This is a genomic window from Herbaspirillum sp. RV1423 (assembly GCF_000577615.1).
Lineage (GTDB): Bacteria > Pseudomonadota > Gammaproteobacteria > Burkholderiales > Burkholderiaceae_D > Herbaspirillum.
Genome location: NZ_CBXX010000005.1, coordinates 310,225 through 332,643 on the forward strand (window position 1 = coordinate 310,225; position 22,419 = coordinate 332,643).

The window sequence follows — 22,419 nt, forward strand, 5'->3', positions numbered from 1 at the left end:
TCGAAACGCCATACTGGAACAAGATACGGCAGGTGGAACCTATGCGATACGGTGAGCCAAAAAAAGAATCTGACTTGACTCTCAAGGCTGTCGAATATGTACGGATGTCTACAGAACATCAACAATATTCCACTGAGAATCAATCAGCAAAGATCAGAGATTACGCCGCTCGCCGCGGAATCCAAATTATCCGAACTTATGTGGACGCGGGTAAAAGTGGGCTGCGATTGGATGGAAGAGATGCACTACAGCGCTTGCTGAAGGACGTTGAAAGTGGATCCGCAGATTTTCGGACGATTTTGGTATACGACATTAGTCGTTGGGGACGTTTTCAGGATGCAGACGAAAGTGCGTATTACGAATATCGATGCCGTCGTGCTGGAATCCAAGTGACTTACTGTGCTGAGCAGTTTGAAAATGACGGCTCCCCGGTATCAACTATTGTCAAAGGCGTAAAACGCGCGATGGCTGGAGAATATAGTCGGGAGCTATCATCGAAAGTATTCGCCGGACAATGCCGACTAATTGAGCTAGGCTTCCGACAAGGGGGATCTGCAGGATTCGGTTTACGTAGGGTACTCTTAGATCAAAACGGTATAGTCAAGGCAGAGCTGGGAAGAGGGGAGTATAAAAGCTTACAGACTGATCGCGTCATTTTGATGCCTGGACCAGAAGCTGAGATTCGAACTGTCAATCTTATGTATCGGTGGTTTGTCGAAAATCTAGTCGAAGCTGAAATAGCAGATCGCTTAAACAAGATGTCTGTTTTGACGGACTTGGGACGAGAATGGACACGTGCTACCGTTCATGAAGTATTAACTAACGAAAAGTATATTGGTAACAATGTTTTTAACCGGACCTCATTCAAGTTAAAAAGACTGCGGGTGACAAACACGCCGGATATGTGGATTCGCAAAGAGGGAGCTTTCGCCCCAATTGTTCCCCCAGATATTTTCTACACTGTCCAAGGGATTATCCATGCTAGGTTTCGTCGCCACACTAACGAGGAGCTTATAGAGAGATTACGCGTTTTATATCAAAAGCGCGGATACATTTCTGGTTTGATCATCAATGAAACTGAAGGAATGCCATCAAGCGCTGTCTATGTGAGCCGCTTTGGAAGTCTCCTCAGAGCGTATCAGACGGTAGGATTTACCCCTGACCGAGATTATCGTTACCTTGAAACCAATAAATTTCTGCGCAGATATCACCCGGAGATTGTTACTCATACAGAATCCATGATCGCCAGTCTAGGTGGTGTTGTTAAACGAGATCAAGCCACCGATTTGCTTCGAATAAATGACGAATTCAATGTGTCCTTGGTGCTCGCTCGCTGCCAACAATATGCTGGCGATAAGCGTAGATGGAATATTAGATTCGACACGAGTCTAAATCCCGATCTCACCGTTGCAATTCGTCTAGATATATCAAATACCTCCCCCTTGGATTACTACCTACTGCCTCGTTTGGACTTTGGGAATAAGCGTATATACCTTGCCGATAGGAACTCTATTGAGTTTGAGGCTTATCGCTTCGATACATTGGACTATTTGTATGGCATGGCGGAACGATCCCGTTTGCGGAGAGCCGCATGACGCATATACAGATCCCAAACGAAGTGCAGATGGTTCCCTTGGAGAAAATTGAGGTGCTAAATCCGCGAGAGCGAAATAATCGCGTTTTCGAAGAAATCGTTGAGAATATCAAGACGATCGGATTAAAAAAACCAATTACTGTGACAGCCCGCAGAGAAGCAGATGGGTCTGACCGATTTTTGCTGGTATGTGGTGAAGGACGACTCAAAGCATTTCGTGCTTTAGGAGAGACGGAAATTCCGGCACTCGTCGTAACCGTCACTGATGAGGATGCCTTCATCATGAGTCTTGTTGAGAACATTGCAAGACGGCAGTATCGCCCGCTAGAACTGCTTACTGGGATTGAACGATTACACGACAAAGGCTATGACAAGAAAGCAATAGCGACTAAGACAGGCCTTCGTCCTGAATATGTGCAAGGTATTTTAAGGCTCCTGAAACACGGCGAGGAGCGTCTATTGGATGCTGTTGAGAAAGGACGATTACCCATAACTGCGGCTCTTACGATTCTCGAGGCTGGTGATGATGACAAGTCAGTTCAAGTGGCCTTACAAGATGCTTATGAATCTGGAAAACTTAGAGGTAAGCATCTCCGGCAAGCAAGAAAAGTGATTGAGCGACGACGAACATTTGGTCGCACTATGTCTCGTGCCACGAAGCAAAATAACGACGGCATCACCTCATCCACTTTAGTACGTACCTATCAAAAAGAAGTCGGTCGCCAACGCCTAATGATTAAGAAGGCCGAGTTTGCTCAACAAAGACTTATGTTTGTCATTGGCGCGTTACGCGAGCTGTTAGCAGATGAGAACTTCGCAAATTTGCTGAGAGCGGAAGGTCTAGATAGCTTGCCTAAATATCTAGCGGATCGCGTCTGGGCCAAAGGAGTACATGCATGACTCAAGTGGCCATCGGTTTCATCCCCGAGCCGCTTAGCATCCCCTTGGAGAAAATTCTACCGTCGAGAAAAGTACCTGATGGACTAGAGATATCTAAACGCTTCGCTCAGATATGCTCTTCTATCGAAGAAGTGGGATTGATAGAGCCCCTGTCCATAGCGCACGCGGATCAGTCGTCTGGCTTTCACGTCCTATTGGATGGGCACATTAGGTACATCGCGCTGCAGAAGATGAATTACGTGGAAGCTCCCTGTTTGATTGCAATTGATGATGAAAACTATACTTACAACAGCAGGACCAATCGACTATCGACCGTTCAAGAACATTACATGATCCGTCGCGCTATACAGCGCGGCGTAACCCCTGAACGCTTAGCGAGAGCATTACATGTAGATGTCAGTCATATCTTTAAAAAAATGAATCTTCTGGATGGAATATGTCCAGAGGCGGCAGATTTACTTGTAGATCGACACTTCTCTCCAGAGTTGGCACGGGCTATCCGGAAAATGAAACCCACTCGCCAGATTGAATGCGTTGAACTTATGGTCTCTGCCAACAATTTGACTATCGCATACGCCGAGGCAATGTTAGTAGCGACGCCCTCGGAAATGCTCGTGACAGGGAAAAAACCCGCGAAATTAACGGGTGTCACTCCTGAGCAGATAGGGAAAATGGAACGGGAAATGAGCTGCTTACAAGATCAATACAAGATGGTCGAGCAGACATATGGTCAAGATATTCTTAATCTCGTTTTGGCTAAAGGATATTTGTCTAAACTTCTAGAGAATAAATCTGTTGTACGTTACTTGCAAAAGCGACACTCAGAACTCTTGGCCGAGTTTGAAATAATTGTCCGGACCGTATCGCTTGATTAATGGATTTTGCTCTTTACTAAAAGCACGTCATTCTCTGCTCGTGCTAGTACGTTTCAAGGTTCCGAGAAAATCTCAAGTTCGGTATTGCAGATGACAGTCAGCGTCTCAGCGAACGCATTAGCACACTGGCAGCCCAGTGTGACGGGGCGGGGCCGGCAATGCGTTATTGCGGCCCCAGCCTGGCGATCAGCGCCCCCAGCGCTTCCGACTCGGCGTTGTTCAGATCCGTCAGCGGCGGGCGCACCGGGCCGGCGTCATGGCCGACCAGGCGGGCGCCGGCCTTGACGATGCTGACGGCATAGCCTTGCATGCGGTTGCGGATCTCCAGATAAGGCATGAAGAATTCGCGCAGCAGGCGATGCTGGGTGACGAGGTCGTCGACGGCGACGGCGCGATAGAACTCCATCGCGGTCTTCGGGATGAAATTGAACACCGCCGACGAATACACCGGCGTACCCAGCGCCTTGTAGGCCGCCGCATAGACTTCCGCCGTCGGCAAGCCGCCGAGGTAGGCGAAGCGGTCGCCCATCTTCATGTAAATCGAGGACATCAGTTCGATGTCGCCGATGCCGTCCTTGAAGCCGACCAGGTTGGGGCAACGCTCGGCCAGGCGGGCCAGGGTGGCGGGCTGCAGGCGGCATTGGCCGCGGTTGTAGACGATGACGCCGAACCTGACGCTCTTGCAGACCGCTTCCACATGCGCCGCCAGGCCGTCCTGGCCGGCTTCCGTTAGGTAGTGGGGCAGCAGCAGGATGCCGTGGGCGCCGGCTTTTTCCGCAGCCTGGGCGCATTCGATGGCGTAACGGGTCGGACCGCCGGCGCCGGCGATGATCGGGACCTTGCCGCGGCAGGTGTCGACCGCGGTCTGGATGATGCCGGGGTATTCGTGTCCGGTCAGCGAAAAGAACTCGCCGGTGCCGCCGGCCGCGAACAGCGCGCTGGCGCCGTGAGGAGCCAGCCATTCCAGGCGCTCGGCATAGCCGCGGGCATTGAAGTCGCCGTTGGCGTGGAAGTCGGTCAGGGGAAACGAAAGCAGGCCGGAGCCCATGATGGATTTAAGTTCTTGTGGCGTCATGATTGCGGTGAGTTGGCTGAAGAAGGGTCTCGTCGTGCGTTTTAATTCATTGTTATCAGTCATCATACAATGTGATTTCTTTCTTTGCCAATGGCTTGCTCTCAATTCTTTATGGGGCGGGGCTGTGCCGGGATAAGCGAATGCATGGTTTTGTGCATTGCTCAGAGAGTGGGTTGCCTGCAATAGACATTCTAATTAATGACTTTAATTATCTTGCTTAATTATTTGTATTTAAATGCTTAGTTTTTAAATCTAACTTAAAGTGTTTTCTCATCATCGGGCCTTCTTGATCGCCTCGTAATCCCTGTAATTATTGCGGTGCAGCGGCAATTGATTTTGTTTTTATCTCGGACTTCGTTTGACAATGAAATGAGCCGAGGTCGATAATCCTTGCTCCCGTTATAAGACAACGTATCACGTTGGACCCGCAATACATCGTCCGGAACGCGGCCGGACTGGTTCTCGAGACATCAATACTGGAAATTTCGATATGGCCGATCAAGCAGTACAAGATAAGGATTTCCCCACATTTCGCCGACTGTTGCTGACCGGCGCAGCCGGCGGCCTCGGCAAGGTATTGCGGCCAAGGCTGGCGGCGTTTGCCGATATCCTGCGCGTCTCCGACCTGGCTGCCGCATTGTCCGAGGAGGCGGCACCGCATGAGGAGGTCGTTCCCTGCGATCTGGCCGATCGCGCCGCGATGGATGCGCTGATTGCGGGATGCGACGCTATCGTCCATCTGGGCGGCGTCTCGGTGGAGCGGCCTTTCGAGGAAATCCTGGAGGCCAATATCAAGGGCGTCTTCCATGTTTATGAAGCGGCGCGCCGCCACGGCGTCAAGCGCGTGGTGTTCGCCAGCTCGAACCACGTCACCGGTTTTTATCGTCAGGACGAGCGCATCGATGCGCGCGACCTGCGTCGTCCGGATGGCTATTACGGCCTCTCGAAGTCGTATGGCGAGGACATGGCTCAGTTCAATTACGACCGCTACGGCATTGAGACCGTGAGCATCCGTATCGGCTGGTCTTTCCCCGAGCCGAAGGACCGTCGCTCGCTGGCGAGTTGGCTGAGCTACGACGATCTCACCGAACTGATGCGCTGCAGCCTTTTCACACCGAACGTCGGGCACACGGTCGTCTATGGGATGTCCGCTAATCCGGCGACGTGGTGGGACAACCGCTACGCCGAGCATCTGGGTTTCAAGGCGCGCGACAGCTCGGAAATCTTCCGCGCCGGGATCGAGGCGCAGCCGATGCCTGCGGCCGACGATCCGGTGCGGGTCTACCAGGGCGGAATCTTCACGGCGACAGGGCCGTTCGATCCCAAATAAGACGGCTGGCGAGGGTGGCGCAAGCGACGGAAAAAGCCTGTCGCGCTTGCGTTTGATACTGAATTGTATGTTATCGTACATCCGTGTTATATTTGCCGCCGCCTGAGGCAATAACGGGAGTAATAACGAAAACCCGGGGCAGCAATCGAGCAAATAAACACAAGCAGAATTGCAGGGGCTGGTAGCGAGACAGCCAGCCTCGTCCAGCGGACCGGCAGGAGACAACGCAATGTTGCCGGCCATGAACGGGGTGTACGGAGACGGTAGTAGTGACAGTGGGCGAACGTAGCCAATAACAACAACGCACACTGCAAGGGGCGACGACTGCGGCACGGGATTCATCCCCGTCGAAAGCGTCGCGGTGCAGGAAAACCAATCCGGTTCATCGCCTTGCGGCGCGGTCGTTGCGGTTCCTCGCGTCCGCCATTGTCATTACATCGCCGAACAAAGCAGAACGCCACGTATAAAGGGCATCATCGGCATGGGTTTTTCACTTAATTTCGGTCCTCTTGCGCCATATTGGCCGGTCTTCCTGACCGGCGCCTGGCTGACGCTGAAGATGACCACGGTCGCCATCGTCGTCGGCGTCTCGGCCGGAACGCTGATCGCTTTCCTCAAGCGCGGCAGCAACCGCTTCATTTCCAAAGCCTGTACGGCCTATATCGAGGCGGTGCGCAATACGCCTTTCCTGGTGCAGATCTTCCTGCTGTATTTCGGTCTGGCCAGCCTCGGCATCCATATGCCGACGTTTGGCGCAGCCGTGCTGGCCATGATCATCAACATCGCCGCTTATGCGGCGGAAATCATTCGCGCCGGTCTGGAATCGGTACCGCGCGGCCAGATCGAAGCCGCCGAATGCCTGGGCTTGTCGCGCTGGCGCATTGCCTGGCATGTGATGTTGCAGCCGTCGATCGAGCGCGTGTATCCGGCGCTGACCAGCCAGTTCCTGCTGATGATGCAGGCTTCGGCGATGGCTTCGCAGATTTCGGCGGAAGAGCTGACTGCGATTGCCAACACCGTGCAGTCCGATATCTTCCGCTCGCTGGAAACCTATATCGTGGTGGCTCTCCTGTATCTGGCCCTGTCAGTGCTGGTGAAGCTGCTGGCCTGGGGTTTCGGCGAATACCTGTTCAAGCGCCGCCGCGTGATCCGCCGCGCGGCAGCGGAAGCGGCGCGACGCCGTCCGTCCCCGGTTCCGCCGTTTCAACCGCATGCCGCCAAGGCGGCGCCTGGCGTCAACAACGGGAGCGCGTCATGATCGGCAGTTTTTCCTGGGGACATTTCCTCTATCTGGTGCAGTCGATCTGGTGGACGCTGGTGTTGTCCGGCCTGGCTTTCATCCTCGGCAGCATAGGCGGTTTCGCGGTCATGCTGGGGCGTATTTCGCCGCGCCGCTGGCTGTGGATGCCGACGCTGCTGTATATCGAATGCATCCAGGGCATTCCGTTGCTCATCCTGCTGTTCATCGTCTATTTCGGCCTGTCCGTGTACGGCTACGCGTTGCCGGCGCTGGTCGCCGCCGGACTGGCGATGATGGTCTACACCAGCGCCTACCTGGGCGATATCTGGCGCGGCTGCGTCGAAGCCATGCCGCGTCCGCAGTGGGAGGCCGCCGAATGCCTGTCGCTGACACGCTGGCAGACGCTGCGCCTGGTGATCATTCCGCAGGCTTTTCGCCTGTCGCTGCCGCCGACCGTCGGCTTCCTGGTGCAGGTGATCAAGATGACTTCGCTGGCGTCGGTGATCGGCTTTATCGAACTGACTCGGGCCGGTCAGATCATCAACAATTCAATTTTTCAGCCTTTCCTGATTTTCAGTCTGGTAGGGGCGTTTTATTTTGTGCTGTGCTACCCGCTCTCGCGCTGGAGTGAATCGATGGAGAATAAGCTTAATGTTAGCAACCGCTAAAGTCGTCAGGTTGGATCGGATCTACAAGAGCTTCGGCGCCAACCAGGTATTGAAGGGCGTGTCGTTCGAGGTCGACAAGGGTGAAATGATTGCCATCATCGGCGCCAGCGGCTCCGGCAAGAGTACCGCGCTGCGCTGTATCGACCGCCTGGAGAAGGTCGATTCCGGCACCATCGAAGTCTGCGGCATGCGCGTCGACGATCCGCACGTCGACTTGCACAAGCTGCGCCAGGAAGTCGGCATCGTGTTCCAGAGCTACAACTTGTTTCCGCACCTGACCGTGCAGGAAAACATCATGCTGGCGCTGCGCCACGTCAAGCAGCAGTCGCGCGCCGAGGCCTTGAGCGTGTCGATGGCCGCGCTGGAGCAGGTCGGTCTCGGCGACAAGGCCGCCGCCTATCCTGAGCAATTGTCGGGCGGCCAGCAGCAGCGCGTGGCGATCGCCCGTTCGCTGGCGATGGCGCCGAAAGTCATGCTGTTCGATGAAGTCACCTCGGCGCTGGACCCGCAACTGACCGGCGAAGTGCTGCGCGTGATGGAGGATCTCGCCGCCGGCGGCATGACCATGCTGCTCGTGACGCATGAAATGGCCTTCGCCAAACGCGTGGCCGACCGCATCATCTACATGCACCAGGGCACCGTGTGGGAAGTCGGCCCGGGCGAGATGCTGGACAACCCCAAGACGCCGGAATTGCGAGCCTTCCTCAATAACGGCCTGTAGGGCATGGCATGCTCTAAAACGCGCTAAAACGCTCTGATCACGCCCTGATCTATTCTTCATTGCACCACAATCAAACCAAGGAGACCTGCATGAAACTGACACAACTCTTCACCCGCACCTGCGTCGCTGCGCTCTTGGCCGGCGGCCTCGCCCATGCGGCAATGGCCGATCAACTGGACGACATCAAGAAGGCCGGCAAGGTGCGCGTGGCGATCGCCATGGGCACGCCGTTGTTCAGCTTCGCCGACGCCAACCTGCAACCGGTCGGCTCCGACGTCGAAACCGCCCAGCAACTGGCCAAGGACCTCGGGGTCAAGCTGGAAATCGTCTCCATCACCAATGCTGCCCGCATCCCGACGCTGCAAGCCAATCGCGCCGATCTGGTCGTTGCCGACCTGTCGATCACGCCTGAGCGCGCCAAGGTGGTCGACTTTTCGGTACCTTACGCGGTCATCACGATTATCGTCGGCGGTCCGAAGAATATCCCGATCAAGGATTACGCCGATTTGAACGGCAAACGCATCGGCCTGACCCGCGCCACGGTCAACGACACGCTGACCACGCAACTGGGCAAGGGGGCGGAAATCGTCCGCTATGAAGACGACGCCACCCTGATCACCTCGATGGTCACCGGCCAGGTCGAGATTTTCTCGAGCACGCCTTCCAATCTTGCCGAAATGATCAAGCGCGCGCCGGAGAAGAACCTGGAACTGAAATTCGCGCAGAAGGATTTCGACCTCGGCATCGCCCTGAACCAGAACCAGCCGCGCCTGAAGGAATGGGTCAACAACTGGGTCGCGGCCAACATGCGCAACGGCAAGCTCGATGCGATCTATGTCAAATACCACGGCCGTCACTTGCCGGCGTCCGTGACCAAGCAATAACCAACAAAAACAGCCCGTGCATCGTCCCGCACCGCGTGGATGACCTGAAAGCCGCCGGATGGACAGGGCGGCTTTTTTTATTGCCTCGGGATTGCCGGTCGGGATTCGGACGCGGATCGGGCCGCCGCGTGTCGGAGCAAATCCGACGCAATAATCGGCACATGCCTGCTGCGCGCCGGCAGGTAGCGCGATATCATGAACCGTCATCATTTCTTCCGTGTATTGTCGCCGCCTTCATGTATCCGCCGGATCTCATCTTCGACAGGCTGCAACATTCGGCCTTTCGCCGCCGCTTCAGATTGAAGCTGCCGGAATACCGTTATCTGCAGGAACACGGCCTGGCGCAGGTATTACAGCATGCGGAAGGATTCATCGCCGCTCGGTTGGCGCCGGCGCGGCCCGACAACGATGGCAGGCAGACGCCGTTTCGCGGTCACCCGGTGTTCGTCGCCCAGCACGCCACCGCCACTTGCTGTCGCTCCTGCCTGCAAAAATGGCATGGCATCGGCGTCGGAGCACCGTTGACCACGCTCGAACAACGGCACGTCGTGGAGGTCCTGGCGCGTTGGCTGCAGGAGCAGGAAGCGCCGCCTGAAACGCCGCGCAAGGCTGCGCCCAAGACCGACAAGCGCCAGGGCGTCCTGTTCTGACCGGCCCGGAACCGCATTGCCTGTCGTCCGGCGGTACATTAAGGTGCTAACCGACTGAATCGCCGCCCGGCTTGTGCGATACTTTCCAATCGGGCGTCATGGGACGATCATCATGCGAAGCGTTTTATGGAAGAGCGCGATCAGCTTCGGGCTGATCAACATTCCGGCCGTGCTGTCCGACGATGCGGCCGAGCTGCGCGCGCCCTGCGTCAGAAGAACGCCAAAATCCGTCGCCGGATCGGAAACAGGGACCGCGTCGTCAGCGCGGGCGGAAGCATGAGCCTCGCCCGCTACCGCGGCAAGCGCGACTTCAGCGTCACACCGGAACCGCCGCCGGTCAAGCGCAGCTCCGGCAAGACCCTCAGCTATTTCATCCAGCGCCATCATGCGCGCACCCTGCATTACGACTTTCGTCTTGAAGTCGATGGCGTACTCAAGAGCTGGGCGGTACCCAAGGGGCCGAGCCTGGATCCGCGGGACAAGCGCCTGGCCATACAGGTGGAAGACCATCCCTACGACTATGGCAGCTTTGAAGGAACGATCCCGGCGCATCAATACGGCGCCGGCGAAGTCGTGCTGTGGGATCGCGGCGAATGGCTACCGCTCGGCGATCCTGCGGCCGGCCTGGAAAAAGGTCGGCTGGAATTCGAGTTGCGCGGCGCCAAGCTGAGCGGACGCTGGGTCCTGGTGCGCATGAGCAAAGGAGATTCCGCCAAGGAAAACTGGCTGCTGATCAAGGAAAACGACGACGCGGCGCGCACAGGCAAGCAGGCCATGATTACCGAGCTGCGCCCCGAAAGCGTTGCGCCGACCGCAGGAAAAGCCTCTGCCCCCAAAGGAAATGGGGCCGGATCTGCGCCGGAACCGTCCGCCCAAGACCGTACCGAAACGGTGGAAGGCATTCGCCTGACGCATCCGGACAAGATGTTGTTCGCTGATGTCGATCTGACCAAGCTCGATCTCGCAAAATATTATGTCGCCGTGGCCGACTGGATCTTGCCGCACATACAGCAGCGGCCGATGACGATGGTGCGCTGTCCCGACGGCCGCGACGGCAAGTGCTTCTTCCAGCGCCATCTGGGCAGGGGGGCGCCGGCGGCGGTCAAGAAGATCGTGGTGCCGGAAGGCGAGGGCAGCGCCGATTACATGATGGTCAACGACATCGCCGGGCTGGTGGCGACGGTGCAGATGGACGTGCTGGAGCTGCATACCTGGGGATCGAAAGAGGGCAAGCTGCTGCAGCCCGATCGGGCGGTCTTCGACCTCGACCCCGGCCCCGACGTGCCGTGGAACAAGGTGATCGACGGCGTCAGACTGCTGCATAGTCTGTTGGCGGAGATCGGACTGGTCAGCTTCCTCAAGACCTCGGGCGGCAAGGGATTGCATGTGGTGTTGCCGATCGTGCCGGAACACGACTGGGATACCGTCAGGGACTGGTCGCGCAGCGTGGCGGAGCACATGGCGCGCGTGCAGCCGGATTACTTCATTGCCAAAATGGCGAAGTCCGCGCGTCGCGGCAAGATTTTCATCGACTATCTGCGCAATGCGCCGGGGGCGACGACGGTGGCGGCCTATTCGCCGCGCGCGCGTCCGGGGGCGCCGGTATCGGCGCCGCTGAGCTGGACGGAATTGCGCCCCGAGATTCGTGCGGACAGTTTTACCGTTTCCAACGTGCTGCAGCGGCTGGGCTCGCTCCAGCGCGATCCCTGGCAAGATTACGCCAACACCAACGCCAACCAGCGGCTTGACAAGGAAATCCTGGCATTGTTTTCCTCTGAAAGGGAGGCGCCATGATCGTTCCCTGCAAACGGCGTCACTTCCAGTCCGCGCGCGTGCTCCATGAACTCAGCCAGCCGCTCAGGGCGTCCGCCGGAAAAGGGTGGGAAATCCCGTATCCCTGCGCCAGTTCGCAGCCGAGTTGCAGAAGTCTCTTGCCATGCTCGACGGTTTCCACGCCTTCTGCGATCACTTTGCGCCGGAACGCCTTGGCCAGTCCGATCACGCCGCGCACGATGGCGAGGTCTTCGCGGTCGGTCAGCATGTCGCGTATGAAGCTCTGGTCGATTTTCAGGGTATTGGCCGGCAGGCGCTTCAGATAAGTCAGCGATGAATAGCCGGTGCCGAAATCGTCGATCGAGAATTGCACGCCGAGCTTGCGGCACGATTGCATGACGCACGAAACGGCCTCAATGTCCTGCAAGGCGCTGGTTTCCAGTATTTCCAGTTCGAGGTCGCTGGGTGCAATTTCCGGGTAACGCGCCAGCAGGCCGGCGAGAATCGACGGGAAGTTCTTGTCCTGCAACTGGTGAGGGGCCAGGTTGACGCTGACCGGCATGCGCATGCCGAGTTGCCGCCATTCTTCCATTTGCTGCAACGCGCGGCCGATCACCCATATACCGATTTCTTCGTTAAGGTGGTGTCCTTCGATCAACGGCAGAAACTGCGCTGGAGACAGCAGGCCCTGCTCCGGATGCTGCCAGCGGATCAGCGCCTCGACACCGATCACGGCGCCGGTTTTCATATTCACTTTCGGCTGGTAGTGCAGCACCAGTTCACTATTTTGCAACGCTTCGGCCAGGCGGCGGACATAAGTATGGCGGCTTTTGCCCTCGGCCTCGCGGAAGGCGTCGAACATATGATAGCGGTTTTTGCCGGCCTGTTTTGCTTCATACATCGCCAGGTTGGCATGGCGCATCAACTGGTCTTCGTCGACGTCGTCGTGCGGATAGACCGTCACACCGATGCTGGCGGATACTTCAAGTCGTTTGTCATCGACGTAGACCGGCGCGGCGCAGGATTTCAGAATGCGGTCGAGCACGCATGTCAGCTTTTTGTCGCTGTCGATGTCCACCAGCACTGCCGCAAACTCGTCGCCGCCGATGCGCGCCAACGTGTCGGCGGCGCGCAGGGAAGCGGCGATGCGCCGGGAGATATCGCCCAGCAGAGTGTCGCCGACGACATGGCCGTGAATGTCATTGATCCGTTTGAAGCCGTCCAGGTCGAGGTAAAGCACGACGAGCTGGCGACCCGTGCGCTTGCTCATGGCAATCGCCTGGTGCAGGCGATCGGTCAACAGCATGCGGTTGGGGAGGTCCGTGAGGCTGTCGAAATGCGCAATATGTTCCAGTTGTTCCTGCTGCCGGCGCAGCGGCGTGATGTCGCGCAAGATGTGGGAGGCGCCGACGATATTGCCCAGGCGATCGCGTATCGGTAAGACCGTCGTCGATACGTGGATGGGCTCACGGTCTTTACGGATGCGGACGGTTTCAAAATGATCGATCTTCTCGCCGGCCATGATATTGCCGAGGATGAAAGCTTCTTCATCGACGCGTTCTTCCGGAAGCAGCCGCAGCATGGGCTGGCCTACCGTTTCTTCCGCGCTGTAGCCGAAGATGGCCCGGGCTGCGCCGTTCCAACTGCAGATTCTGCCATCCAGCGTCTCGGTGATGATGGCGTCGTCGGAACAGTCGAGCAGTGCGCGAAACTGCTGGGCATCGCTTTCCAGCCCGACTTGCTCGGTGATGTCGCGGGCGATTATGGAGGCGCCGACGATGCCGCCATCCTTGTCCCGCACGGGAGAAATGGCGGCGGAGACATCGACAGGCGTGCCGTCCTTGCGGATGCGCACGGTGTTGAAATGAGGCACTTGCTCGCCGTTGAGGATGCGCTCGATGACGTAGTACTCCTCGTCTATGCGTGCGATCGGAAACAAGCGCAATGTCGATTGGCCGATCATTTCCTTTTCGGTATAGCCGAAGATATGTTCCGCACCCTTGTTCCAGCTTGTGACGATGCCGGTCAGCGTCTTGACGATGATAGCGTCGTCGCAGGACTGGATGACCGCTGCGAAGCGGTCGTCACTGCCGTTGTCCGGCGAGGAGGGCGGGGATTTCGGCGCCGGGAATCTGGGCGGGCGCCGATGCTGCATGCAGCCGTAGGTGCGGGCGGCAGATATGCGTTCGCATAGATGATTCTTCATGGCTTGCCATCCTTTGCAGGCGGTCGATGGGGGGAATGTTGTCTTTGCGTGCTCCTGCTTTCTGGCCTACGGAGCAGTGCAATACAGAGATGGTACGTGGCAAGGCCTGTCGGTTGTATCGGGATTTTCCTGAAGGTCGCAGACTCGGTTCATCATTTGTTATTATCTAAAAGCAACAAATCCTGCCACCCTCAATCACGGAGATTCTATGCTTGCACTTCCCGACTACGGCGATGTCATCGCCGCAGCCCAACGTATCGCGGGCCATGCCAACAAGACGCCGGTGCTGACATCGCATACTGCGAACGCGGATGTTGGTGCGCAGGTCTTTTTCAAATGCGAGAATTTCCAGCGCATGGGCGCGTTCAAGTTCCGCGGCGCGATGAACGCGCTGGCGCGCTTCACGCCGGCACAGCGCAACGACGGCGTGGTCACGTTTTCGTCGGGCAACCATGCGCAGGCCGTCGCGCTGGCGGCCAGGGAGCTTGGCATGCCGGCCACCATCGTCATGCCGGAGGACGCTCCCGCAGCCAAGGTTGCTGCCACCAAAGGCTATGGCGGCAAAGTGGTGAGCTTTAACCGTTACACGGAAAATCGCGAGGAAATCTGCGCTCGTCTGGCCGAAAAACACGGCCTGACCATGATCCCTCCATACGACCACCCTGACGTGATCAGCGGACAGGGCACCGCCGTTAAGGAATTGCTCGAGGAAACCGGTCCGCTCGACGCCTTGTTCGTCTGCCTGGGCGGCGGCGGATTATTGTCAGGTTCTCTGCTGGCAGCGAAGGCTTTGTCGCCGGATTGCATGACCTACGGCGTCGAACCGGAAGCCGGCAACGACGCCCAGCAATCGCTGCGCGCCGGCAAGATCATCCATATCGACACGCCTCGCACCATCGCCGACGGTGCGCAGACCCAGCATCTGGGGAATTACACGTTCGAGATCATCCGACGCGATGTTGAAGACATCCTGACGGTGAGCGATGACGAGTTGATCGCCTGCATGCGCTTCTATGCCGAGCGCATGAAGATGATTGTCGAGCCGACCGGCTGCCTGAGTTTCGCCGCCGTGCGCAAGATGAAGGATAGCCTCAGGGGCAAACGGGTCGGTGTGATCGTCAGCGGCGGCAACGTCGACCTGGCGAGGCTGGCGGATTATTTCGCAGCGGCATGAGGCTAAATCAACTGAAACGGTACAAATCCCGAACCCGAACAACTGTCGTCCCGACACATGTCAGGACCCAGCGTCGTATTGGACGTCTTCACGACGCGGGGACGACTGCGATAGATTGAAACGTGTTTAATCGAATACAAAGGAAATCTCTGCCATGACAAATTCGACAACAGAAAACCCGACATTGCGCACACTCTATCCACCGATTGCGCCCTACGACAGCGGCATGCTCGATGTCGGCGACGGTCATCGCGTGTACTGGGAAGTCTGCGGCAATCCCGACGGCAAGCCGGTCGTGTTCCTGCATGGAGGCCCGGGCGGCGGCTGCGGCCCATCGCACCGGCAACTGTTCAATCCCGAGAAGTACCGCATCGTCCTGTTCGACCAGCGCGGCTGCGGCCGCTCGCAGCCGCACGCCAACCTCGAAGCCAACACTACCTGGGACCTGGTGGCCGACATCGAACGGCTGCGCGTCATGCTTGGCATTAACAAGTGGCAGGTATTCGGCGGATCGTGGGGCAGCACGCTGGCATTGGCTTACGCAGAAACCCATCCCGACCGCGTCAGCGAACTGGTGTTGCGCGGTATTTTCCTGCTGCGCCAGAAAGAACTGGACTGGTATTACCAGGAGGGGGCATCGTGGCTCGCGCCGGATCGGTGGGATGAGTTTCTCGCGCCGATTCCGCAAGCCGAGCACAGTGACCTGATGAGCGCTTACCGCAAACGGCTGACCGGCCATGATGAGGCCGCCAAGCTCGACGCCGCGCGCGCCTGGAGTCGCTGGGAAGCCAGCACGGTGACGCTGGTGCCCAATCAGGGCATGATCGACAGTTTCAACGACGCGCATTTCGCGCTGGCGTTTGCGCGCATCGAGAACCATTACTTCGTCCACCGCGGCTTCATGGAAGAAGGGCAATTGCTAGCCAATGCCGGGCGTCTCAAAGGCATACCCGGCGTGATCGTACAAGGCCGCTACGATATCGTGACACCCGCAAAATCGGCCTGGGACCTGCACAAGGCTTGGCCGGACGCCCAATTGCACCTGGTCGGCGGCGCCGGCCACGCCTATAACGAGCCGGGCATACTTGACCGGCTGATCCGCACCACGGATGGTTTTGCGGATCGCTGAATCCTGAGGAAAATTAATGACCGATATCGCGGATAGCGCAATACAACAGACGAGGATTGAGTCAACTCTTTTTGCGCCCGCGAAAGGTCACTGAAATGCCGAAAACGAATGAATGTGAGGAAAGCAACTTTTCAGTTTCGGAGAAGAAGAACGCCGCAGGCCGGAGAAGTTGCTGGGGCAGCGGGGAAACCACAGTTGAAGATCCGGAAGATGCTGAACACTATGCCGATGCTGAATACCATGCTTCATGGCTTCCTGATCGTCGTCAGGTGTCTGAGCGCGCCGTACATGCATTGATGGAGCAATTCACCGATGCGCTCAAGAGCGCAGGGTACGTCATCGCTGAATCCATACTGTGGGAAAACACGGCAGAAGTGCTGAGCCAGCTCGATCGTGGCGAGATTGCACCCAGCGAGGCAATGCTTGTTGTCGAAGAGGAGATTCGAAGGACGAAACTCAATTCCGGCTTCATGGAAAGCGCAGGGATGGAATCGCAAGCATCATCATTGGATGATCAAGGCCGGCCGCAAGCGAAACCGGAAAATCCGGCGCAGAATCTGACCGATCTGGAGATCGTGTTTGAGAACCTGGCCCGCGATATTGGGGCGCAGGCGATCCAGACATTTCTGACGCGCATTGTCTGGCACATGGGAGGCGTGTTCTCTGGTGCATTGACGGCGGCGTATACGCTCAGGGACGTCATTGATGTATTGCGTCGCGATCAAGGTCGATGGAACAGATTTTTCGCCGGGTTGAAAATGGCGGCCACCTTATTGATCGGCACATCTGCGCATGCGGCCGCCATTGAGTATCTGCGCACGCTCACGCCCGGCAAGACGCAAAAAATATTGAGCGAAATCGATAGGTACGGCGAGGAGATGAAAGGGGCATTATCGTCGCCGGCGGCATTGATGCTGATGGGGTTGTTGGCGGTGTACGCGAGGACCCTGGACAATACGCCGCGCGCCGAGCCTCGGAGATGGGGCGTCCGCGCCGTTGAGACGATGCTGGAGTGGCGGCATGTTGTCTGGAGTGCGTGCGGCTGGATTCAGTCGTTTCTGAAACTCTCTGCCGGTGCCGCCGCTTCTGAGGCTGCATCCGGCAATGTCTCCACTCTCGGAAATGCGACCAATGTACGTGGCAATGCAGCCGGTGCGGCCAGCGATGTAACCACTGTGCAGTTGTCGGCAGGCCATCAAAATTCATTTGGAGAAGTTTATTTTGAAAGCACTGAAGCATCGTCGCTGACGTCTGCTCCCAATGCAACGGTCGAAGCGACATACAAGAAAGAACGCATTGGCGCCGATCACGGTCTTCAATCTGCTATTGATGGAAAACCCAGCATGCGATTGACGACAGTCGAGGCCATCAATCTAAACGCGTCTCGACTGTCCGGTGAAGCAAGGGCTGTTGTCGTCCCCAACCTGGGGCCATTCGACTCTCCTCGTCGTCCCAATCCTTTGCTGCACCCTCCGGCACCTGCGGTTCCTGCAGATCATCGCACTTACGTCGAGGCTGCCGTGGAACGCTGGGCAAACAAAACGGAACAATTCCGTGTGATTCATGTGGAGTTCCACAAAGACGGCACAACTGCGCGGCCTTATCTGGCTCAATTCGAAGTGCGTCAAGTGAGTCGGGATGGAACGTCAACCAAGATGAAATGGGCGGTGCCGTGCAGCGACAGGCACAAGGAAGAATTGCTGGCGGCAGTGCGTCCTCCCGCAGGAAGCGGATCGGCCCCTATCAGCTTGTCTGCTGAAACACAGGAATTACTTGAACCGGCGATGCGGTTTTTTAGTGAAACCTGGACCGGGGAGGATGGCGCGCAGGCGAATGATGTGGCGAGCCGCGCGAGGACGCCGGAAGTGATCAGGGACATGCAATCGTTTGCGACGAGCGATGCAAAAAAATATACCTACAGCTCCTTGCTTCCCGGGATAGAAATAGGCGCCGCAGCGTATCTTGTCGGAGGAGGAATCGCCTTCATTGTTACCGGTGCGGCGTATGGAGGATATCAACTGGCTCTGTGGGCGGATGCTTACTTTGCGCAAAGACATTCGAAGGAAGCGGTCGCAAGAGAGACCGGTACAAGTACTGAGGAAGCCTCAATTGCAAATAATAAGAATATTTCGAAAGAGGGTGCTGCGAGCGCGGCAGCAGAGTCGCCTTCGGCAACGACTCCCGAGTCGGGCGCCAATACAGCGGAACAGACAACTGCTGCGAGCAGCACCGCTGTTGCGGCTGGACGTTCGACGGAAAAAACGCAAGGAAGCCCTGATCTTGACGAATCAATGCAGGCGGATCAGGCAGCGCCGGATGCGGTGCGACCGGAAAGCGAAACAGAAGACAGCCAGTTGGACAGCATCGTTTTACGTCAGATCCGACACGAATACCGAGTCAAAAAACTGCCTGCCGCCAATGCGCAAGACTGGGGAACGATAGAAGACAACGAGGAGGAAAGAGATAACTCGATAGAGCGAATATCGGCAAATATAACGTATTTCTCCACCGTAATTAATGAAACCTTCTTTTTCGATAAAAAACCGCCCTATTCAGAAGTTTTTCTTCACATGCGTACCTTTGAAGGAGGGCGTTGGGGGCTAACGGATGCCCGGGACATCGATTTTTCCTGGTTCTGGGGAAATGGTTATTCCATTGAATATCAGATATTTTTTTCTGAATCCAAGAAACTCAGTGTGAAATTTAAAATATCAAAAAAGGGAGAGGAAGACTGTACGGTTATTTTGGACGGCGATAAAGAGACCGTCACGCGTGTTGTCAATAATTTTAATCTTGTAAAAAATAATCTCTCGGCCATCAATTCAAGGCTAAAAGGAGAAAAGGCGCAGCAGTATCGATTCGTTCGGCAGGGAAAGATCGTTGTTCTGATGTCGAAGATCAATACAAATGGGGTTACGGTGGGGCACGCGGATAGGTCTTGTCGGTTCCCGCTAAAGTTGTAGCGGCATTAATCTTCTTCTGCCTGTGGTTGGAATGCAAGGCGCGCCGATTTGGCAATGGTTGTTCAACATTGCTTTGCGGTCGGTATGCGACGGTCAGCAAACTGGACGACCTCGCAAGACATTTTTAATTCATTTTTATTAGTTGAAAAAGGACTGATCAATGGATGGTAAGACTTCTGTCTCCTGTGAAGAAAATGAAAATCAAGAAGAATCGACACGTAGAACGAGAAAGAAGCTGCGGGCAAGACCGTACGTACAACTTGGCGGAGTTGAGACCGGCGAATCGTCCTCCGATGAGGACGAGGAAGCCGGCAATGCCGACGAAGAATTTCCAGATATAGAACAGTTATTTGCGCGAATCGCGGAAAGATCGCGCGCCGAGGAGCGCAAATTTGACGGCAATATGCCTTCGTCCGGAATGGCGGGACAGGGCAGCGGGAATCCGCAAGCTTCGGCCGGAAAGATGAGCCGGGGCACTGCGGATGCAGGTGATCAAGGGCAAGCGGCGCAAGCGTCAGCCAAAACGTCCAGTTCGAAGAAAGGCATATTGAAATCTCCGACGGTCAGTTTTCTGGCGCCCAGGGAAAAAACACCGCGAAAAGTTCACGGCAGGCTGCCGGCCTTGGAGCGAGAAAAAATCAGATTGGAGAAACTGCGATCGACAGGTCGGACACTGCAAGAAAAAATTGAACACTTGACCAATCAAGACGAGAAATCGGCTCATGCGTATCACCTCGAAAAAATCGCAGGTGAATATACCGGTCTGGCGATCAGGAGGGCAGTGTCGGATGCGTCCTATAACAGGAACTCTCACAAATCACGTCTTGCTCATCTGCAGGCAGCCAGGCAGGCCTTCGATGAAGGCCTGTCCATCGACGAGGTGCAACGGCATTCTATGGAATTGCGAGTGCTGCTCGAAAAAGAAAAACAGAGCCGCAGTACGGAACATGACGAATTGCAACTCTCCCATCTCGTTGCAAAACGCGAACGGCTTCAGCTTTTGCAACGCCGTTATGGCACTTGGCATGATGACTCCAGCGGAAGGTTGGAATGGGTGCCGGACATACCCCAAAGTCGAGTTGATGAATTAGATAGAGCGATTGAATCGCTAGGTGCTTTTCTACCGGGAAAGAATTTGCAAGAGCGCCGTTTTGAACCCGATGAAGACACCGGTGCCTGGCGTGAAGTCTCCAAAGGAGAGTATGACGCGGTGCCGGATCTTGCCCGAGACAGAGTCGGCGCCATCATTGCATCGCTGATTGCTGAGCGTAAGAAGTTGCTGGAGGACTGGGAAAATAAAGCCACTCTTGCAAGAATCGCATTTGAACAGCATTGGAACAGCTCCGCGCCTCACAACTGGAAGACATTATTGTTCTTCACGGCGGCGCAGCTTATGGCTCAGGAAAAAACAATAAGTCCAGGCGGTGGAAAGGATATCTTGACGCTTCTCAAGGAGGCCTCGCATTGGCGCAAGACATCCGAGATGATCGATAGCTCGGATTGGATATTCCTTACATCCGATGAAAGAGTGGCGCTGAAGAAAATCCACGAAATACTTAAGACATGGAATAGCGCATACGATGCGGCGGATGCTGAAACACGCGCAGGCATGGATAGAGCTATCGAGGCAGCAGGTTGGTCTGGCCACGTCAAGTCAGCGTTGCTGGAAGCAGGGCAAGTGACAGGCGGAAGGGGGGAATTCCCGGTCGGACAAGATCCCATGACAGAGTCGCTTGTCTCGCCTGATTCCGTTGCCACTGCGGCAGCGGCCGTTCAATCCATCAATGATTTCCATGTCAACGTCACTAGACGTGCCAACGCCAGTATCTCCGCATCCCTATTTTCAACGCGCCCTGCAGATTCTGCCGAGGAGTCTGCGCGATCAACCAAGAAAAGAGAGGCCGTAGAGTTGCAGACAATGCTTCCTGCCGTTTTTGGTTTGGGCCTTGGTCGTCTGGCGGGAGCAGGGCATGCCGTACAGGCTGGGGACATTGATGCGGTGGCGCCAGGCGTTGACGCGGAGGTGCAAGTGAACGCGCCGCTACTGGAAATGGACGCTGGGCTTAATCCAGCGCCGGTTGCGGGGGCTGGCGCGGGGGTGCTAGGCGGACGCAACCAGGCACGACACTATGGGTCGTGGTTGCTCTCCCTGCTTATTGTCGCCACGGGGCTGCTCGCGACGGTGGCATGGTTCGCCAAATTTATATATGAACAACTTGCCGGATCGGCTACGGTAAAAGAATCTTCCCTTGGTGCCGGAAGCACGGGTAACCTCACAGAGGCAGCCGGAATCGGTCGCACTCCTTTCAGGGCGGGCGGTTCTGATGTCAAGGCGTCCCCCGAGACAAACTTTGCTGCAGCAGGGCAAACAATTCCGTCCGATGCGCCAGACGCCGCCGCTATCGGGGTAGAAAATTCGACAGAAGAGTCATTAAGGATTACTGACAGTACTGATGATGTTGACTATGAAATGCAAGGGATCGCCCCAGCGCCGGATGATGTGCCGGCGGAAGACAAGGAAAAAACAGAAGACGCTCCAGGCAAAGAAAAAGAGAACAACAGGCAGGTGGACGAGATCGTTCGACGTCGGCTTCTGCATGAATACCGCATCGAGAAAGCGCCTGCCGCTACGGCCGAACAATGGGGCGTAGCGGAGAGCTACGACGAGGAAGACGACAAGATATGGCGAGTGGCGTCATCTGGTTATCACTTTAGCCGCATTAGTAATCAGATTTTGTATATTGTACAAAAACCGCTCTATTCGGAAGTTTATCTTTATATTTATGATATGTATTACAAGGATGGCATTGACATCCGAGACATAGATTTCTTCGAATTATGGAGGAATGGCTATTCTATTAAATTTCATACTCCTGTTGGAGACGACGAAAGTCTGTCCGTAAAAATTACAATATCAAAAGAAGGTGAAAGTGATTGCACGCTTATCTTGAATGGTAGTAGAGGGCCTATTACTCGTATTGTTAATAATTTTCATTTTAAAGAAAATAATCAAAAAATTTTATTCGAAAAGAAATTGTGGGAAAACTGGGAGCATTATAAAAATTATCATCAGAAAGAAGAAAGCAATCAAGAAAATGATATAAGTGATATTCCAGCTAATATTCCAGCTAATATTCCAGCTAATATTCCAGCTAATATTCCAGCTAATATTCCAGCTAATATTCCAGCTAATATTCCAGCTAATATTCCAGCTAATATTCCAGCTAATATTCCAGC

The 22,419-nt window shown here is 55.8% G+C and carries 16 protein-coding genes; 14 read left to right on the plus strand and 2 right to left on the minus strand.

What is annotated here, in order from left to right; translation table 11 throughout:
• The first annotated feature begins 41 nt into the window (after positions 1 to 41).
• From RV1423_RS07965 to RV1423_RS07975, 3 genes are read left to right on the plus strand one after another with little or no spacing between them, the layout of a single operon-like run.
• Positions 42 to 1,595 carry a recombinase family protein gene (locus RV1423_RS07965; RefSeq protein ID WP_051516558.1) on the plus strand — a complete coding sequence of 518 codons (1,554 nt, stop codon included), beginning with the start codon at positions 42 to 44 and terminating at the stop codon, positions 1,593 to 1,595.
• Positions 1,592 to 2,494 carry a plasmid partitioning protein RepB C-terminal domain-containing protein gene (locus RV1423_RS07970; RefSeq protein WP_034295128.1) on the plus strand — a complete coding sequence of 301 codons (903 nt, stop codon included), beginning with the start codon at positions 1,592 to 1,594 and terminating at the stop codon, positions 2,492 to 2,494. Before RV1423_RS07965 ends, RV1423_RS07970 begins: the two co-directional genes overlap by 4 nt.
• Entirely contained in the window at positions 2,491 to 3,369 is an 879-nt protein-coding gene (locus RV1423_RS07975) for a plasmid partitioning protein RepB C-terminal domain-containing protein (protein ID WP_034295129.1), read from the plus strand. The genes RV1423_RS07970 and RV1423_RS07975 overlap by 4 nt, the downstream gene beginning before the upstream one ends.
• Before the next feature lie 163 nt (positions 3,370 to 3,532).
• Here RV1423_RS07975 and kdgD read toward each other — a convergent pair whose 3' ends face one another.
• The gene (kdgD, locus tag RV1423_RS07980) at positions 3,533 to 4,444 is read right to left on the minus strand and encodes a 5-dehydro-4-deoxyglucarate dehydratase (protein WP_034295242.1); all 912 of its coding nucleotides are present in this window, start codon (positions 4,442 to 4,444) and stop codon (positions 3,533 to 3,535) included.
• Between the two features lie 490 nt (positions 4,445 to 4,934).
• Between kdgD and RV1423_RS07985 the strand changes: the two genes are divergently transcribed.
• The 7 genes from RV1423_RS07985 (at position 4,935) to ligD (ending at position 11,731) form a co-directional block, all read left to right on the plus strand.
• Entirely contained in the window at positions 4,935 to 5,774 is an 840-nt protein-coding gene (locus RV1423_RS07985; protein WP_051516559.1) for an NAD(P)-dependent oxidoreductase, read from the plus strand.
• A gap of 481 nt (positions 5,775 to 6,255) precedes the next feature.
• Positions 6,256 to 7,032, plus strand: coding sequence for an amino acid ABC transporter permease (locus RV1423_RS07990; protein WP_034295131.1), 777 nt, complete (start codon positions 6,256 to 6,258; stop codon positions 7,030 to 7,032).
• Positions 7,029 to 7,682: an amino acid ABC transporter permease gene (locus RV1423_RS07995; RefSeq protein WP_034295133.1), complete on the plus strand. Its 654-nt coding sequence runs from the start codon at positions 7,029 to 7,031 to the stop codon at positions 7,680 to 7,682. The genes RV1423_RS07990 and RV1423_RS07995 overlap by 4 nt, the downstream gene beginning before the upstream one ends.
• Positions 7,666 to 8,403 carry an amino acid ABC transporter ATP-binding protein gene (locus RV1423_RS08000; RefSeq protein ID WP_034295135.1) on the plus strand — a complete coding sequence of 246 codons (738 nt, stop codon included), beginning with the start codon at positions 7,666 to 7,668 and terminating at the stop codon, positions 8,401 to 8,403. Before RV1423_RS07995 ends, RV1423_RS08000 begins: the two co-directional genes overlap by 17 nt.
• Before the next feature lie 89 nt (positions 8,404 to 8,492).
• On the plus strand, positions 8,493 to 9,287 hold the full coding sequence (locus RV1423_RS08005; RefSeq protein WP_034295137.1) for a transporter substrate-binding domain-containing protein: 795 nt from the start codon (positions 8,493 to 8,495) through the stop codon (positions 9,285 to 9,287).
• A gap of 236 nt (positions 9,288 to 9,523) precedes the next feature.
• Complete coding sequence (locus RV1423_RS08010; protein WP_034295139.1) at positions 9,524 to 9,937, plus strand: DUF4186 domain-containing protein; 414 nt, start codon at positions 9,524 to 9,526, stop codon at positions 9,935 to 9,937.
• 276 nt (positions 9,938 to 10,213) lie between these two features.
• Entirely contained in the window at positions 10,214 to 11,731 is a 1,518-nt protein-coding gene (gene ligD, locus RV1423_RS08015; protein ID WP_034295141.1) for a non-homologous end-joining DNA ligase, read from the plus strand.
• A 19-nt stretch (positions 11,732 to 11,750) separates the two neighbouring features.
• On the opposite strand, the gene RV1423_RS08020 is transcribed toward ligD, so the two are convergent.
• Positions 11,751 to 13,916: an EAL domain-containing protein gene (locus RV1423_RS08020; RefSeq protein WP_051516560.1), complete on the minus strand. Its 2,166-nt coding sequence runs from the start codon at positions 13,914 to 13,916 to the stop codon at positions 11,751 to 11,753.
• A 208-nt stretch (positions 13,917 to 14,124) separates the two neighbouring features.
• Here RV1423_RS08020 and RV1423_RS08025 point away from each other — a divergent pair, with 208 nt between their 5' ends.
• From RV1423_RS08025 to RV1423_RS08045, 4 genes are all read left to right on the plus strand, one after another.
• A complete protein-coding gene (locus tag RV1423_RS08025) occupies positions 14,125 to 15,090 on the plus strand; it encodes a threo-3-hydroxy-L-aspartate ammonia-lyase (protein ID WP_034295143.1) in 966 nt (321 codons plus the stop codon).
• Positions 15,091 to 15,244: 154 nt separating this feature from the next.
• Positions 15,245 to 16,219, plus strand: a complete 975-nt coding sequence (gene pip, locus RV1423_RS08030) for a prolyl aminopeptidase (RefSeq protein WP_034295145.1) — start codon at positions 15,245 to 15,247, stop codon at positions 16,217 to 16,219.
• A 95-nt stretch (positions 16,220 to 16,314) separates the two neighbouring features.
• On the plus strand, positions 16,315 to 19,182 hold the full coding sequence (locus tag RV1423_RS08040; RefSeq protein ID WP_155835048.1) for a hypothetical protein: 2,868 nt from the start codon (positions 16,315 to 16,317) through the stop codon (positions 19,180 to 19,182).
• A 160-nt stretch (positions 19,183 to 19,342) separates the two neighbouring features.
• On the plus strand, positions 19,343 to 22,419 hold a 3,077-nt coding region (locus RV1423_RS08045; RefSeq protein ID WP_034295150.1), incomplete at its 3' end, for a hypothetical protein.